General features: G+C 71.7%; 16 protein-coding genes. 7 read left to right on the top strand and 9 right to left on the bottom strand.

Translation table 11 applies throughout. From position 1 onward, the window contains the following. Positions 1-47 precede the first annotated feature (47 nt). The 3 genes from LOK46_RS18710 to LOK46_RS18700 form a co-directional block, all read right to left on the bottom strand. The gene (locus tag LOK46_RS18710; RefSeq protein ID WP_273559635.1) at positions 48-1,394 is read right to left on the bottom strand and encodes an ATP-binding response regulator; all 1,347 of its coding nucleotides are present in this window, start codon (positions 1,392-1,394) and stop codon (positions 48-50) included. Beyond that, positions 1,391-2,593, bottom strand: a complete 1,203-nt coding sequence (locus LOK46_RS18705) for an FIST signal transduction protein (RefSeq protein ID WP_273559634.1) — start codon at positions 2,591-2,593, stop codon at positions 1,391-1,393. The genes LOK46_RS18710 and LOK46_RS18705 overlap by 4 nt, the downstream gene beginning before the upstream one ends. Positions 2,594-2,756: 163 nt before the next feature. Further along, complete coding sequence (locus LOK46_RS18700; protein WP_273559632.1) at positions 2,757-3,326, bottom strand: c-type cytochrome, methanol metabolism-related; 570 nt, start codon at positions 3,324-3,326, stop codon at positions 2,757-2,759. Between the two features lie 250 nt (positions 3,327-3,576). Here LOK46_RS18700 and LOK46_RS18695 point away from each other — a divergent pair, with 250 nt between their 5' ends. Beyond that, the gene (locus LOK46_RS18695; protein WP_273559630.1) at positions 3,577-4,260 is read left to right on the top strand and encodes a transglutaminase-like cysteine peptidase; all 684 of its coding nucleotides are present in this window, start codon (positions 3,577-3,579) and stop codon (positions 4,258-4,260) included. 103 nt (positions 4,261-4,363) lie between these two features. Continuing rightward, on the top strand, positions 4,364-4,690 hold the full coding sequence (locus tag LOK46_RS18690) for a hypothetical protein (protein WP_273559629.1): 327 nt from the start codon (positions 4,364-4,366) through the stop codon (positions 4,688-4,690). A 102-nt stretch (positions 4,691-4,792) separates the two neighbouring features. On the opposite strand, the gene LOK46_RS18685 is transcribed toward LOK46_RS18690, so the two are convergent. The 4 genes from LOK46_RS18685 to LOK46_RS18670 all read right to left on the bottom strand — a co-directional run bounded on the left by LOK46_RS18685 (position 4,793) and on the right by LOK46_RS18670 (position 7,566). After that, complete coding sequence (locus LOK46_RS18685) at positions 4,793-5,203, bottom strand: arsenate-mycothiol transferase ArsC (protein ID WP_273564630.1); 411 nt, start codon at positions 5,201-5,203, stop codon at positions 4,793-4,795. A 106-nt stretch (positions 5,204-5,309) separates the two neighbouring features. Continuing rightward, positions 5,310-5,792, bottom strand: a complete 483-nt coding sequence (locus LOK46_RS18680; protein ID WP_007567961.1) for a UPF0262 family protein — start codon at positions 5,790-5,792, stop codon at positions 5,310-5,312. Between the two features lie 10 nt (positions 5,793-5,802). Continuing rightward, on the bottom strand, positions 5,803-7,098 hold the full coding sequence (gene hisD / locus LOK46_RS18675) for a histidinol dehydrogenase (RefSeq protein ID WP_273559623.1): 1,296 nt from the start codon (positions 7,096-7,098) through the stop codon (positions 5,803-5,805). Between the two features lie 21 nt (positions 7,099-7,119). Next, complete coding sequence (locus LOK46_RS18670) at positions 7,120-7,566, bottom strand: DUF2948 family protein (protein ID WP_273559621.1); 447 nt, start codon at positions 7,564-7,566, stop codon at positions 7,120-7,122. 187 nt (positions 7,567-7,753) lie between these two features. Here LOK46_RS18670 and LOK46_RS18665 point away from each other — a divergent pair, with 187 nt between their 5' ends. Beyond that, a complete protein-coding gene (locus LOK46_RS18665; protein ID WP_273559619.1) occupies positions 7,754-8,152 on the top strand; it encodes a hypothetical protein in 399 nt (132 codons plus the stop codon). A 5-nt stretch (positions 8,153-8,157) separates the two neighbouring features. Here LOK46_RS18665 and LOK46_RS18660 read toward each other — a convergent pair whose 3' ends face one another. Beyond that, positions 8,158-10,038, bottom strand: coding sequence for a S9 family peptidase (locus LOK46_RS18660; protein ID WP_273559617.1), 1,881 nt, complete (start codon positions 10,036-10,038; stop codon positions 8,158-8,160). Between the two features lie 100 nt (positions 10,039-10,138). Continuing rightward, complete coding sequence (murA, locus tag LOK46_RS18655) at positions 10,139-11,428, bottom strand: UDP-N-acetylglucosamine 1-carboxyvinyltransferase (RefSeq protein WP_273559616.1); 1,290 nt, start codon at positions 11,426-11,428, stop codon at positions 10,139-10,141. Between the two features lie 613 nt (positions 11,429-12,041). Here murA and hemA point away from each other — a divergent pair. The 4 genes from hemA (at position 12,042) to rpmH (ending at position 15,308) form a co-directional block, all read left to right on the top strand. Beyond that, entirely contained in the window at positions 12,042-13,310 is a 1,269-nt protein-coding gene (hemA, locus tag LOK46_RS18645; protein WP_443192899.1) for a 5-aminolevulinate synthase, read from the top strand. A 281-nt stretch (positions 13,311-13,591) separates the two neighbouring features. Further along, complete coding sequence (locus LOK46_RS18640) at positions 13,592-14,389, top strand: inositol monophosphatase family protein (protein ID WP_273559612.1); 798 nt, start codon at positions 13,592-13,594, stop codon at positions 14,387-14,389. A gap of 70 nt (positions 14,390-14,459) precedes the next feature. After that, on the top strand, positions 14,460-15,005 hold the full coding sequence (locus LOK46_RS18635; RefSeq protein WP_012320444.1) for an adenine phosphoribosyltransferase: 546 nt from the start codon (positions 14,460-14,462) through the stop codon (positions 15,003-15,005). Between the two features lie 168 nt (positions 15,006-15,173). Next, positions 15,174-15,308: a 50S ribosomal protein L34 gene (rpmH, locus tag LOK46_RS18630; RefSeq protein ID WP_007558110.1), complete on the top strand. Its 135-nt coding sequence runs from the start codon at positions 15,174-15,176 to the stop codon at positions 15,306-15,308. The last annotated feature ends 30 nt before the right edge of the window (positions 15,309-15,338 follow it).

The following is a 15,338-nucleotide window of genomic DNA, read 5'->3' as shown; positions in this document are numbered from 1 at the left end:
CGGCGCGCATCGGGCGCGCGCCGGGGCGTCGCGGCTCCCGATCGGGCTCAGGCCAGCATGTAGGTCAGCAGGGAGCGGAGCTGGGCCGGCTTGATCGGCTTGTGCACGAGTTCCGCTCCGGCGGCGGAGACGCGATCCTCGACCGCGCCGGTATGGTCGGCGGTGGTGACGATGACCGGGAGCGGGTCGGTTCGAAGCGCCCGGAGATAGGCGGCCACGTCGAGGCCGCAGGCGCCGTCGTCGAGATGGTAGTCGAGCACCAGGATGTCCGGTGCCCCGGCGCCCGCCGCGACGGCGGCCTTCACCCCCGCGAGGTCGCGGAAGGTCGAGACCCGGGCGTCCCAGTTCTGGAGGAGGCGCGCGAGGGCGTCGGCCGTCGAGGCATCGTTCTCCACGACGAGGACGTGGGCCCCCGAGAGCCGGGTCGCCACCGGTGCGGGCGGTGCGGCGGCGGCCGGGACCGCGCTTATGGGCAGCGTCAGCGCGACCCGGGTGCCGTGGCCGACCCGGGAGCGCAACCGCAGGGGATGATCGAGGGCCAGGGCCATGCGGCGGACGATCGACAGGCCGAGGCCGAGGCCCGGCTCCTCGCCGCTGCTGGGCCGTTCGCCGCCCCGGAAGAACTCGTCGAAGACGAGATCGCACTCCTCGGCGGCGATCCCGCAGCCCGTGTCGGTCACTTCGATCCGGGCACCGCCGGACCGGCGCCGGGCTGCGAGGACGATCCCGCCGGCGCGGGTGTAGCGGACGGCGTTGGAGACGAGATTCTGGAGGATCCGCTGCAGGAGCACCACGTCGCTGGTGACGGTGACCTCCGGGCAGTGCACCGACAGGCGCAGACCCTTGCGTTGCGCGAAGGGCTCGAAGCTCTCGGCGATCCCCGCCAGCAGGTCGGGCAGGAAGACGGGCTGGAACTGCGGCCGGACGATCCCGGCATCGAGTTTCGAGATGTCGAGCAGCGTCTTGATCAGGTCCTCGATGGTCTGCAGGCCCCGCTCCACCTGGCCCGCGATGGCGCGCGCTTCCGGCGGCACGTCGAGGTCGGCGAGGGCCGATATCGAGAGGCGGGCGGCGTTGACCGGCTGCAGCAGGTCGTGGCTCGCCGCCGCCAGGAACCGGGTCTTGGACCGGTTGGCGGTCTCGGCCTCCTCCTTGGCCGCGGCCAGCGCCTCGTTCGAGCGCTCCAGGCGGTGCATCAGCCCGGTCAGCTCCTCGGTGCGGGTGCGGACCCGGCCCTCGAGCATGATCGCCGTCTGGAACAGCGAGTAGGCGCTGCCCCGCTGATCCATGGAGCGCTCGACATGGGACATCAGCGCGGCGTTGATGCGCTCGAGCTTCTCGATCCGCCGGTGCAGGGACGCGTCGGTCTCGAGGCCGTTCGGGTGCAGGGTCACGACGCGGCCGGAGCGGGGGCCGCGGCCGGCGCGCCCGCGGCGAGTGTCTTGCCGATGGCGATGCCCGTGAAGGTCTGGTTCAGGTGCATCGCCCGGTACTGCTCGCCGAAGGTCTCGAAGCCGACGACGTTGTAGCGGCGGTAGAGGTCGGCGATCCCGTGGCGCACCTGCCGGCTCTCGGCGTCGAGGCGGCGGAGCACGCACTCGAAGCCGATGATCAGGTCGACGCCGCCGAGCACCGCGTCGAGGCGCGCCAGTTCCGCCCGGGTCGAGGCGACGATGTCGCGCGGCTCGGCGAGGGTCAGCACGACGCCCTCGTCCACCGCGCAGAAGAAGCTGAGCGAGCCGTCCTCGTTCATCCGCCGGATCGAGCGGCAGAAATACTCGCCGCCGACCTTCACGGCGAGCGGGTAGGCGGCGAAGCTCATCGGCGACAGGCCCTCGGGATCGAGGCCGATCGCCATCGCGTATTCCCGGGCCGCCGGCTCGGCGTTGAGCTCGTGCACGGTGCGGCGCTCGCCGTCCGAGGCGGTGACCACGAATTTGGTCCGCGTCGGCTCGAAATTGTCGCTCTTGAAGATCTCCACCGAGAAGTCGGTCTCGACGAGCACCAGGACTGCCGCCTTGCGGTGGATCTTCCCGCCGTGGAGCATGACGGCGTCGCGGAAGCGCAGGTCGTCGCCGGCGGAGCCGCCGACGATCGGGATGCCGTCGAGGGCCCAGGCGATCGCCGAGACCACCGTCTCCTCCGCATTGGCGAGCCCGTCGATCAGCGACAGGGCGAAGCGGTGGCCCGTGGCGGCCGCGTCGACCTCGCGGCACCGGTCCAGCGGGTCGAGGGTCCGGCGCAGCGCCCGGACCGCGGAGGCGGTCCGCTCCACGTCGAGGTGATCGATGGCGTCGAGGACGGTCGAGACGATCCGGAACCGCTCGGCCGGGAACGCGATGACGACGAGCCCGCGGTCGAGCCCGCCGGCCGGGGCGATGCCGCCCGACATCGAGCAGCCGGCCACCGGAACGCCGGGGAACCGGGTCTCCAGCGCGCGGGCCAGGATCTCGGCATCGTAGTCGGCGGAGAAGAACGCGACGACTTGCGACAGGGCGGTGTCACCGACCGCGAGCGCGACCTCCGCGGCCGCGTCGGCGGCCCCGGCCGCGTCCGTCCAGGCCGTCCAGATGCCGCACAGATGGCGGCGCACTCCCGATCCTTGAGCCACGTTCCACCCCCTGCGACCCCCTCGGCAGGCTTGGCGCCCGCTCTTCAGCGTCTTGCGCGGAGTATGTCGTGCGCAACCGAGCGGTGCAACGGGGCGTGTTGCCCCCGGTCCGGTTCACGCGCGGTGCCGGACCGGAGGGCGGCGCTCACTTCATGCAGGCATCCTCGGCCTTCTCGAAGGCCGCGGGCTTTGGCTCGTGCTCGGCCGGCCGGTTCCGGCCGAGCGCCCCATCGGAGCGGGCGCGGAGATACGTGTAAATGTCCGGCAGGTAGCACGTGACGTTCTTGTTCTCGCCGAAGGCCGGCATGACCAGCTCCTGCGAGGCGTTCACGTCCCTCTTGCCGCCCACGACGATGCCGGCGAACTGCGCGTAGTCCATGCCCTTGAGGGCGTCGACCAGCGACGGCGCGTAGGTCGAGCCCAGCCCGTCGGGGCCGTGGCAGGCCATGCAGTTCGCACTGTACCGGACGTAGCCGGACATGGTGTACCAGTCGACCATCTTGCCGCCGTCCGTGACGTGGTAGGTCGGATTACCGTTCTTGTCGGTGTACTGACCGTCCTGGACCTTGGCCGGCTGCGTCGGCCCCTCGCTCTTCAGGTCGGTCGCGGGCGGGGCGGCGGTCGGAGCCGCGGCGGAGGCCGGCAGCATCCCCAGGGTTCCCGCTGCGAGCCCGGCCAGGACGAGGCCGGCCACTGTGTCTGCAACGCACCGCATACGTCTTCCTCCTGCCGCCCACAGGCTTGTTCTCGGTGGCGCGGCGCCGGGATAACGACGGATCTCGCTCGAGAACACCTTGGTGCGCCTTCACGTTTTCGCGCCTGACCGGTGAGCGTCACGATGACCGGCCAAGAGTGCGCTTATCCGCGTTGCGCACAGCATTAACCTTTTGTTAATCGGCGGATTGCCGCCGGCCCGCCGGCGTGAGAGCTTTCGTTAACGAGAGCTTAACGGTTGGGTCCCGGCGATGCGGTTCGCGGTTTCCATGATGCAGGGACTGGTCAAGGGACCCGCCTCGCGTCGGCTCTCCCGGAGCCGGCGGGCGACCCTGGCTCTCCTCGCGGCCCTCGGCGCCGCGGGTCTCGCCGCTCCGGTTCATGCGCAGACGCTGGCGAGCCTGCCCGTCGAGGCGGGCGCCCGGGTGCAGGGCGACGCCAAGCCGATCGCGGCGTGGGTGACGTTCTGCCAGACCTACGCGGCGGAGTGCGCGCTGGACCGGGGCGAGCCGGCCCGGATCAGCCTGACGCCGGCGACCTGGGCGACGATCGTGTCGGTGAACCGGCGGGTCAACAAGGCGGTCGAGCCGATGACCGACCAGGACCACCTGCACGTGGCCGACCGCTGGGACCTGGCCGAGGACGGCATCGGCGACTGCGAGGACTTCCAGCTGCTCAAGCGCCACCTGCTGGCCGAGGCCGGCCTACCGCGGCGGGCGATGCGCATGACCGTGGTGATCGACGAGAAGGGTGAGGGCCACGCCGTGCTGACCCTGATCACCGACCGGGGCGATCTGGTGCTCGACAACAAGACCAGCGCGATCCTGCCCTGGCACAAGACCGGCTACGTGTTCATCAAGCGCGAGAGCCAGGACGCCGTCGCCTGGGTCTCCCTCGGCGGCGTCACCTCGCCGGTCACCACCGCCAACCGGTGAACAAGGTACGCGGCCGGCCAAGGAACCCGCGCTGCGGGCGCCGTTCCTTAACGGATCGCTAACCCTGCGGCGCCACTCTGTCGGGTGACGGAGTGCCTTAACGATGCCGCGAGCCCGCAACGTGACGCCGGTCCCGCTTCTCGCGGTCGCCCTCGTCGCCGCTGCCTGCGGCACCGCGCGGGCCGCGAGCGAGACCGAACTCCGCCACGCCGCCTGGCGCGACTGCGTCGGCCGCAACTTCCGGATCCAGGTCGCGCTGACGGACCGGGATCTCGCCGCCGACGCCGCCTTCCGGGCCTGCCGCGCCGCCGAGGACGCCTATCTGGCGACGCTCGCGGCCTCCCCGCTCCTCGACGGCGACGACGTCACGCGCGCCCGGCCGCTCCTCGCCGGCCGGATCCGGGCCTGGCTGGTGGGCGATCGCGGCTGACCGCGGCGGACCTTCGGAGCCGCCCGCGCGACATTCCCCAGGCTCCGGGTCGGCGATCCGCCGCCCGGCGACGCGAGGTCGTCAGGACGGGAGGCCGCCCGCCTAGGGTTTCAATCGCGCCTTGATCCGCCGGGTCAGCCCGTCGCGGACGTCGCGGTAGGCGTCGAGGCGCTGCTCGCGGGACGCGTCCTGCAGCAGCGTCGGGTCGGGGGTCGGCCAGTACTCGACATCGGCCGCGAGCGTGTGCGTCAGGTCCAGTGCGCGGTGGTGCGCCTCCGGCGCGAGGGTGATGATCAGGTCGAAGTTCAGACCCTCCCAGTCCTCCAACTCCTCCACGGTGCGCGGGCGGTGCCGGCTCGCATCGATCCCGACCTCGTCGAGGGCCGCGACCATGAACGGGTCGGTGGGCTCGCCGGAGCGGACCCCGGCCGACTGCACGTAGGTGGACTTGCCGAAATAGGCGCGCGCGATCGCCTCCGCCGCCACGGAGCGCACGGCGTTGTAGTTGCACATGAACAGCACGGACTGCACCCGCCGCTTCTTCGGGGACGCGTCGGGAAGAGGCTCGGGAGGAGGCTCGGGAGCGGGCTCAGCCATCGCCGGTCGGCGCGGAGGGCGCCTAGCCCTTCCAATGCAGCGCGAAGATCAGGGTGAACAGGCGGCGCGCCGTGTCGTGGTCGAGGTCGACCTTGCCGTCGAGCCGCTGCTTGAGCGTCTCGGACGCCTCGTTGTGCAGGCCCCGCCGACCCATGTCGATCGCCTCGATCTGCGACGGCGAGGCGGTGCGGATCGCGTTGTAGTAGCTCTCGCAGATCATCTCGTAGTCGCGGATCACCCGCCGGAACGGCGTGAGCGACAGGAGGTGCGTCATCACCGGCTCGCCGTCCACCGTGGAGATGGCGAAGGACAGCTTGTTCTCGACGAGGCCGAGCGTGAGCGCGTAGGGCCCCTCCCGCCCGGGGATGGTGAAGGAATTGTCCTCCAGGATGTCGAACAGGGCGATCGCCCGCTCGTGCTCCTGATCCGGATTGCCGCGGGCGATGGACGCCTCGTCCAGGCTCACCTTCGCGAGGCGGTTCGGCCCGCGCTGCTTCTCCGCCATCCCCAAAACCTCACAGGTTCAACCGGATCGCGACGGAGCGGGCATGCCCCTCCAGGCCCTCGGACCGGCCGAGGTTTATCGCCGCCGGGCCGAGCGCCCGCAAGCTCTCCGGCGTGCAGGCCAGGATCGTCGTCCGCTTCATGAAGTCGAGCACGCCCAGCCCGGACGAGAACCGGGCGGAGCGGGCGGTCGGCAGGACGTGGTTGGGGCCGCCGACATAGTCGCCGATCGCCTCCGGCGTGTGCGAGCCGAGGAAGATCGCGCCGGCATTGCGCACCTTGGCGGCGAGCGCCTCCGCGTCCTGCGTCTCGATCTCCAGGTGTTCGGGGGCGAGACGGTCGACCAGGGGGACGGCCTCGTCGAAGGATCGGACCCGGATGACCGCGCCGTAGTCGCGCCAGCTCGCGCGGGCGATCTCCTGGCGGGGCAGCGTGGTCAGCGCGCGCTCGACCGCCCCCTCGACGGCGCCGGCGAGTTCGGCGCTGTCGGTGATCAGGATCGCCTGGGCGGCCACGTCGTGCTCGGCCTGGGCCAGCAGGTCGGCGGCGATCCAGTCGGGGTTGGCGTGGCCGTCCGCCAGGATCAGCACCTCGGAGGGGCCGGCGATCATGTCGATCCCGACCTGGCCGAACACCCGGCGCTTGGCCGCCGCCACCCAGGCATTGCCGGGCCCGACGACCTTGGCCACGGGCGCGATGGTGGCGGTCCCGTACGCGAGGGCCGCGACCGCCTGGGCACCGCCCACCCGGTAGACCTCGTGGACGCCCGACAGATGCGCGGCGGCTAGGACCAGCGGGTTCATCTGGCCGTCCGGGGTGGGCACCACCATGACGAGCCGGGGCACCCCGGCGACGCGGGCGGGCAGGGCGTTCATCAGCACCGAGGAGGGGTAGCTCGCGGTGCCGCCCGGGACGTAGAGGCCGACCGATTCCAGCGCGGTCCAGCGCCAGCCGGCCGTGACGCCGAGGGCGTCGGTGGCCCGGTGATCCGCGGGCCGCTGGGCCCGGTGGAAGCTCTCGATCCGCTCGGCGGCGAGGCGCAGGGCCTCGAGGGAATCCGGCGGGCAGGCCGCGACGGCCGCGGCGATCTCCGCGTCCGTGACCCGCAGGTGCGCCGCGGAGAAATCGGCGCCGAGCCGGTCGAAGCGCCGGGTGAAGTCGACCAGCGCGTCGTCGCCGCGGGCGACGACGTCGGCGATGATGCCGCGCACCGCCTCGTCCACGTCCTCGGCGATCTCGCGCTTCGCCGTCAGCAGACGCGCGAAGGCGGCGGCAAAATTCGGATCGCTGCTGTCGAGCCGGACCATCGGGAAGCCTTCTGTCTCGCGTCAGGCCGCCGAACCGGCAGCCGTGTCGGTGTCGATGTCGTGCCCGGGACGGTTCGCCGATTCCCAGACCGGACCGAGATCCTTCATCCGGACCTCGATGCACTCGACCTCCAGCCGCAGGGCCGCGCCGCCGGAGAAGACGAGGTCGATATGCCCGGAGGGCGCGTCCGTCGGCTCGAAGGTGAGGGCGAGCAGGCTCATGGGCGTGGCGTCGTCCGGCGTCAGGCCGCGGCTCCTCACGCCCAGCACGCGCTCGACGTGCAGGCCGGCGAGGCGCCGGCGCGGCGGGGCGTTCGGCGTCCAGTCGAAGCGGCGCGCGGCCATGAGGAAGCGGTGCTCGCCGGCGAGGTAGGTCAGGTCCTGCGGCCGCAGGATCGCGTCCTGCAGATGGGCCGAGATCACGGTCAGGTCCTCGGTGTCGAGGGCGGCGAGCCTGAGCAGCTCCATGCAGAGGGTCCTCGGGGATACGGGGCGCGGGCCGGGCGGCGAGGGCCGGTCCGCGGCACGGCGTAGGTAGCGGCGCGGCCCCGTTCGGGCAACGGCTGGTCTGGGGATCGCGATCCCGGACCGGCACAGGTTCGGCCCAGCGTCGCGGTTTAGACGCGCTGGCGGACGAGCCGAGGCAGGGTCGGAGATGGCCGCACTCACCAAGCACGCGGTTGTGGCGGTGCTGACAATCGGGCTGCAGGCGGCCGGATCCGCCGTCGCGCAGGTCGGCCCGGATGCGCGGCCCTACATCTACGGCCGGCCGGCGCCGGATCGGGACGTCTACGCTCCGCCGCCGCCCGGCGGCCGGATCCCGCCACTTCCGGCCGATGACGGATACGGCAGGGATCCGCCGCCCCCGCCGCTCGACGACGCGTATGACCTGCCCCCGCCGCGCTGGCGCCACCGGGTCGCGCCGCGCCGGTGGGACGACAGCGTCTGCGTGACCGCTCGCGGCACGTGCCTGACGCGCCCGGCACCGCCCAACGCGCCCTGCGGCTGCACCATACCGGGCTTCGGGTACAAGCGCGGGCAGATCGAGGACTGAGCGCGTCAGCTGTCGCGCACGACCCGCAGGGAATGACCCGCCTCGGCGGCTGGGTCCGGCGGCTCGGCGCGGCCGCCGAGATGCCGGGCCAGGAACGCTTCGGCCCGGGCGTAGAAGGCGAGGCGGTTCACCGGGCGGACGAAGCCGTGACCCTCGTCGGGGAACAGCAGGTAGGTCACCGGGATGCCGTTCGCGTCGAGGGCCGCGACCATCTGGTCGGACTCGGCCTGCTTCACACGCGGATCGTTGGCGCCCTGCGCGATCAGGAGCGGTGCGCGGATCCGGCCGGCCCGGTGGACCGGCGAGCGCGCGCGCATCAGGTCCAGCCCCTCCGCGGTGTCCGGATCGCCGATCGCCCGGATGAGCTGCGCGCGAAACGCCTCCCAGTAGGGCGGGACCGTGCGGAGCAGCGTCTCGAGGTTGGCCGGGCCCACGACGTCGATGCCGCAGGCGTAGGTGTCGGGATTGCGCGCGAGGGCCGCCAGCGTCGCGTAGCCGCCGTAGCTGGTTCCCATGATGCCGACGCGCGCCGGATCGGCGATGCCCTCGGCCACGGCCCAGGCCACCGCGTCGAGCAGATCGTCGTCCATGCGGCCGCCCCATTCGCGGTCGCCGGCGTTCACGAAGGCCTTGCCGAAGCCGAGGGAGGCGCGGAAATTGACGCTGAGCGCCGCGTAGCCGCGGTTGGCCAGCCACTGGTGCTCGGCGTTGAACCCGAACGCGTCGCGGCCCCAGGGGCCGCCATGCACCAGCAGGACCAACGGGCCGGGGCCATCCGCCCCGAGGGGCCGGGTGAGATAGGAGACCAGATCCAGCCCGTCGCGGGAGCGGATCACCGTCGCCCGCATCGGTGCCAGCGGGGCCGCGTCGAGCAGGGGGCGCGCGCTGCCCAATCGGCGCAGGGTCCGCGCCCGGCGATCGTACAGGCCGGTGACGCCGCTGCGCGTGTCGGCATCGCCGACCACGAGCCAGATCCGGTCGTCCCGGGTGCGATCAACGACGTACCAGTCCCCGAGATTCTGGCCATCGAGGAACGCGATGTCGTCCCGGACGCGGGCGTCGAGCACGTGCCAGCGCTGGCGGGCGTGCGTGACCGCGTAGGCGAGGGGTTCCTCGGTCTCGATGTCGTAGAGCGCGCCCCCGATATCGGCCTCGTCATGGGCGGCGAGCACCGTGCGGGCCCCGGTGGCGAGGTCGACGCGGACCAGCGCGGCGGTGTCGCGCCCGCGGCTGTCGTAGAGGAACAGGTCCGTGCCCGCGGCATTGACGCGGTCCGGCCCGGACCCGCGGGCATCCTCGGCCGGCAGTGTCAGCCAGGGAATCCAGTCCGAGCCGTCCCGGCGCAGCACCTCCTGCGATCCGTCCGGCGCGTTCCGGCTGGCGAGGTGCACGCCGTAATGCCGGTCGGTCACGAAGCCCAGGAAGCCGGGATTCTCCTGGATCAGGGTGCGGGCCCCGGTGGCGATCTCGACGCTGTAGAGATCGTGGAAGCGCGGATCGCGGTCGTTGAGCGCGATCAGCACGCGGTCGGTGATCGTGCGGCTGATCCGGATGATCGCGGCCGCGACGCCCGGGAACGGCGTCAGGTCCCGGACGGTGCCGTCCCGGCTATCGACCGCGTAGACGTGCTGGTTCTCGTCCCCGCCCGCATCCTGCAGGTAGAGCAGGTGCCGCCCGTCCTGCGCCCAGGTGTAGAACTGGATCCCCCGGCCCCGGTCCGCGGTCACGAAGCGGCCGCGCTCGGGCTCGTCCACCGGCCCGACCCACAGGTTGAGCACACCCGCGTCGGGCGCGAGCCATGACAGCTGCGCGCCGTCCGGGCTGATCCGGAAACTCGCGCGCACCGGCGCGCCGAACAGGTGCGCCCTGGGGATCAGATCCGGCATGTCGCTCCTTCCGCGGCTGCCGCGCGTGCGCGGCGGTCACGGTGCAGACGACACCGGCGGGCGTCCGAAGTCCATCGCTGTTCCGGACCGCGCGCCCCGCTCAGGCCCGGACGCGCTCGATCTGCGCGCCGCAGCGGCCGAGTTTGGCCTCCAGCGCCTCGAAGCCGCGGTCGAGATGGTAGACCCGGTTGATCTGGGTCTCGCCCTCGGCGGCGAGGCCCGCGATGACCAGGGAGACCGAGGCGCGCAGGTCGGTCGCCATCACGGGGGCGCCCTTCAGCCGGTCCACGCCCTCGACGATGGCGAGGTCGCCCTCCAGGCGGATCTTCGCGCCGAGGCGGGCCAGCTCCTGCACGTGCATGAACCGGTTCTCGAAGATGGTCTCGCGGATGTGCGACTGGCCCTTGGCCAGCGTCATCAGCGCCATGAACTGCGCCTGGAGATCCGTGGGGAAGCCCGGAAACGGGTCGGTGGTGACGTCGACCGCCGCGATGCCGGCGCCGTTGCGGCGCACGCGGATCCCGCCCTCGACCTGGGTGATCTCCGCGCCCGTGGTCGAGAGCACGTCGAGGGCCGAGTGCAGCAGGTCGGCCCGCGTATCCTTGAGCACGACGTCGCCGCCGGCCATCGCCACCGCCATGGCGTAGGTGCCGGTCTCGATCCGGTCGGGGAGGACCTCGTGGCGGGCGCCGTTCAGGCGGGCCACGCCCTCGATCTCGATGCGCGGCGTGCCGGCACCGCGGATCTTGGCGCCCATCTTGTTCAGGCACTCCGCGAGGTCGACCACCTCCGGCTCGCGCGCGGCGTTCTCGATCACCGTGGTCCCGTAGGCCAGGGCGGCGGCCATCAGCGCGACGTGCGTGCCGCCCACCGTCACCTTCGGGAAGGCGATCTCGGCGCCGCGCAGGCCGTTCTTGGTCTTGGCGACCACGTAGCCGGCGTCGATCTCGATCACGGCCCCGAGTCGCTCCAGCGCCATGATCAGCAGATCCACCGGACGGGTGCCGATGGCGCAGCCGCCGGGCAGCGACACCTTGGCCTCGCCGAACCGGGCGAGCAGCGGCGCGATCACCCAGAAGCTCGCCCGCATGGTCGAGACCAGATCGTAGGGCGCCGTGGTGTCGATGACGTTCGAGGCGGTGAGCCGGATCGTCTGGCCCGTCTCGGTGGTCTGACCGGGGCGCTTGCCCACGACCATGTGGTCCACGCCGTGGTTGCCGAGGATCCGGGTCAGCGCGGCGATGTCGGCGAGCCGCGGCACGTTGATCAGCTCCAGCGTCTCGCCGGTGAGCAGGCTCGCGATCATCAGCGGCAGCGCCGCGTTCTTGGCGCCCGAGATCGGGATCACGCCGTTGAGCGGCGCGCCGCCGGTGATGTGGATGCGGTCCATCGTGTGTCCTCGCGCGGCGCATCCGCGATGGCGCGCGGCCGGCCGTGATGCTCGCGGGCGCGGCAGCGCCCAGGCTTGGCCGTGCCCTATAGACCGGATTTGTCGGAATCAGGACCGCTTCCGTCGGATTCGCGCGTGCAGGACTGATCCGCACCCGACGACGGTCTCGCCTCGGCCCGTCCGCGGCCCTGCGCCTTGCGGCGGCGCAGATTCTGGCGGAGCGCGGCCTTCAGGCGCTCCGCGCGCTCGTCCTTGGAGCTGGTCACGGCGCGACCCTTGGTCGCCGCAAGGTCGGGGCGGGGCGCCCCCCGCCGGATGAGCCATCTGCTGATGGAGACATGAGCTGTTGCAGGGGGCGGGAGCGAAATTGGGGTCGGAAGATCCTGCCGGACGCTAGCGGGTTCACGCGGGCCTCTCAACGGATGCAACGCTGCGATGTCGGAACCTTACCTTGAACCAGTTCCAGATCCGCGCGTATCTTGCGGCCCTCACGCGAAGGACTGGACCGAGGCCGGACCTCGATCGCGGGCCTGAGACGCCGCTCATGCGGTGTCGCCCGCGCGGCCGAACACGCGAAGGACGCTCGATGACCGTCACCCGGATGCCCAGCACGATGCTCCCCCAGGCGGGATCGACGCGCGCCGGATCCGGCTACGAGCGCTACTTCCGCGGGGCCCTGGATCAGCTTCACGGTGAGCGTCGGTACCGCGTGTTCGCCGACATCGAGCGGATCTCGGGACGCTTCCCGACCGCCAAGTGGCGCCAGCCCGACGGCCGGACCACCGAGATCACCGTCTGGTGCTCCAACGACTACCTCGGCATGGGTCAGCACAAGGAGGTGGTCGCCGCCATGACCGAGACCGCCGCCCGCTGCGGCGTCGGCGCCGGCGGCACCCGCAACATCGCCGGCAACACCTCGCCGCTGGTCGACCTGGAGCGCGAACTCGCCGACCTGCACGGCAAGGAGGCCGGCCTCGTCTTCACCTCCGGCTACGTCTCGAACCAAGCCGGCATCTCGACCATCGCCAAGCTCATTCCCGACTGCCTGATCCTGTCGGACGCCTTCAACCACAACTCGATGATCGAGGGCGTGCGCCATTCCGGCTGCGCCAAGACGATCTTCCGCCACAACGACCTCGCCCACCTCGAGGAGCTGCTGCGGCAGGCCGGCGACCGGCCCAAGCTGATCGTCTTCGAGTCGGTCTACTCGATGGACGGCGACGTGGCGCCGATCGGCGCGATCTGCGACCTGGCCGAGCGCTACGGCGCGATGACCTACCTGGACGAGGTCCACGCCGTCGGCCTGTACGGCCCGCGCGGCGGCGGCATCGCCGAGCGCGACGGCGTCATGCACCGGGTCGACGTGATCGAGGGGACGCTGGCCAAGGGGTTCGGCTGCGTAGGCGGCTACATCACCGCCTCGGCGGCGATCTGCGACGCGGTGCGCAGCTTCGCGCCGGGATTCATCTTCACGACCGCCCTGCCGCCGGCGGTGGCGGCGGCGGCGCGGGCGTCGGTCCGCTATCTGAAGCGCTCGGGCGCGGAGCGTGAGGCGCACCAGCGTCAGGCGGCGGCGACGAAGGCGGCGCTGAGCGCGGCCGGTCTGCCGGTCCTGGAGACCGAGACGCACATCGTGCCGGTGATGGTGGGCGATGCCGAGCTGTGCAAGGCGGCCGCCGACCATCTCCTGGAGCGCCACGCGATCTACATCCAGCCGATCAACTACCCGACGGTGCCGCGCGGGACCGAGCGGCTGCGGATCACGCCGTCGCCGTTCCACGACGCGGCGCATATCGAGCGCCTCGCCGCGGCCCTCGGCGAGACCTGGCAGGCCCTGGACCTGCCCCGCGCCGGCACCGTCTTCGTCGAGGCCGCGGAGTAGGATCCACGCCGCCTTCCTGCGACAGGTTGTGCTGCGGGCGCCCGTCTTCGCGCACGGCGCGAAGCAACCCAGGGATGCCACATCCGCCGGCGGCCTGCTGCCCTGGATCGCTTCGCTCCGCTCGCAACGACGGGTGCGGCGGTGTGCTGAGGCCGGCCTGACCGCGCCGGCTGCGCGCTGAGGAAGCCGCCCGCGCTCCCCTCATGTCCCGTCCCCATCTCGTCTTTTCCGGCGCCGACCTGTAACGACGGCGCCGATCCTCCCCTGCGAAAAGTCCGACCATGATCTCCTCACCCCTCATGACCGTCATGGTCGATGCCGTGCGCAAGGCCGCGCGCGGCCTGCGCCGCGACTACGGCGAGGTCGAGAACCTGCAGGTCTCGCGCAAAGGTCCGGGCGACTTCGTCTCCGCGGCCGACCGCAAGGCCGAGGAGGTGCTGCGCGACGCCCTCATGAAGGCGCGTCCTGGCTACAGCCTCGTGCTCGAGGAGAACGGGATCATCGAGGGGACCGACAAGAGCCACACCTGGCACGTCGACCCCCTCGACGGCACGTCGAACTTCCTGCACGGCGTGCCGCATTTCGCGGTCTCGGTCGGTCTCGAGCGCGAGGGCCAGATCGTGGCCGGCGTGATCTTCGACCCGATCAAGGACGAGCTGTTCGTCGCCGAGCGCGGCAAGGGCGCCTACCTCAACAACCGGCGCCTGCGCGTCTCCGGCCGCCAGGACATGGCGGACGCGCTGGTGGGCTACGGCACGCCCTATCTCGGTCGCGGCAGCCATCCGCGCCTCCTGCGCGAGCTCGGCGCCGTGATGGCGGTGGCCGGCGGCACCCGCCGGATGGGCTCGGCGGCCCTCGACATGGCCTACGTCGCCTGCGGCCGCCTCGACGCCTACTGGGAGCGCGACCTCCAGACCTACGACTTCGCCGCCGGCGTGATCCTGGTGCGCGAGGCGGGCGGCTTCGTGACCTCGGCGGACGGCGCGGCCGAGCCGCTGGCCCCGCGCTCGGTGGCCTGCGGCAACGAGGGGCTGCACCGGGACCTCGTCGCCATCCTCAAGAAGGTCCAGGCGGCCTGAGCCGCCGCGAACTGGTCAGGACGCCGAGCTTCTGCTTTAAGCCCGCGGTTCTCCACGGAAGGCCGAACGCATGGAAGCCCGCCGCCACGTCGCGCTGAAGGAATCGGTCCGCTCGATTCCCGATTACCCGAAGCCGGGGATCATCTTCCGCGACATCACCACGCTGCTGAGCGACCCGCGCGCCTTCCGGCGGGCGGTGGACGCCCTGGTGCATCCCTACGCCGGCGGCCAGATCCACCAGGTTGCCGGCATCGAGGCCCGGGGCTTCATCCTGGGCGGGGCCATCGCCCACCAGCTTTCCTGCGGCTTCGTGCCGATCCGCAAGAAGGGCAAGCTGCCCCACAAGACCGTGTCGATGGCCTACGCCCTCGAGTACGGGACCGACGAGATCGAGATCCACGTCGACGCCGTCCGGCCGGGCGACAAGGTGCTGCTGGTCGACGACCTGATCGCCACCGGCGGCACCGCGATCGCGGCCGTCAACCTGCTCCAGAAGATCGGCGCCGAGATCGTGGCCGCCTGCTTCGTCATCGACCTGCCCGAGATCGGCGGCGCGCAACGCCTGCGCGACCTGGGCGTCGAGGTGCGCACCCTCATGCAGTTCGAGGGTCATTGAGGCCCGCGAAACGTTGACTTCGCGGGGACCATCCGCCATAAGCCCGCCACTCGCGACGTGGCGCCCCGCATGGGCGCCCTTCGTGTTTGCAGACAACCAGGACGCGTGAAGGTCGGGTGCAGCATTAGCTGCCCGCGAGCGCGCCTCGACCTTTGAAGGCTCTGAGCCATGAAGAGAACCTACCAGCCGAGCAAGCTCGTCCGTAAGCGCCGTCACGGGTTCCGTGCGCGCATGGCCACCGCCGGCGGCCGCAAGGTCATCGCGCGCCGCCGCGCCCACGGCCGCAAGCGCCTGTCGGCCTGAGGCCTGATCCTCGCCGGCGCGGACGCCCCC

Source organism: Methylobacterium sp. NMS14P (assembly GCF_028583545.1).
Lineage (GTDB): Bacteria > Pseudomonadota > Alphaproteobacteria > Rhizobiales > Beijerinckiaceae > Methylobacterium.
This window is presented reverse-complemented; position numbering and strand designations above follow the sequence as displayed.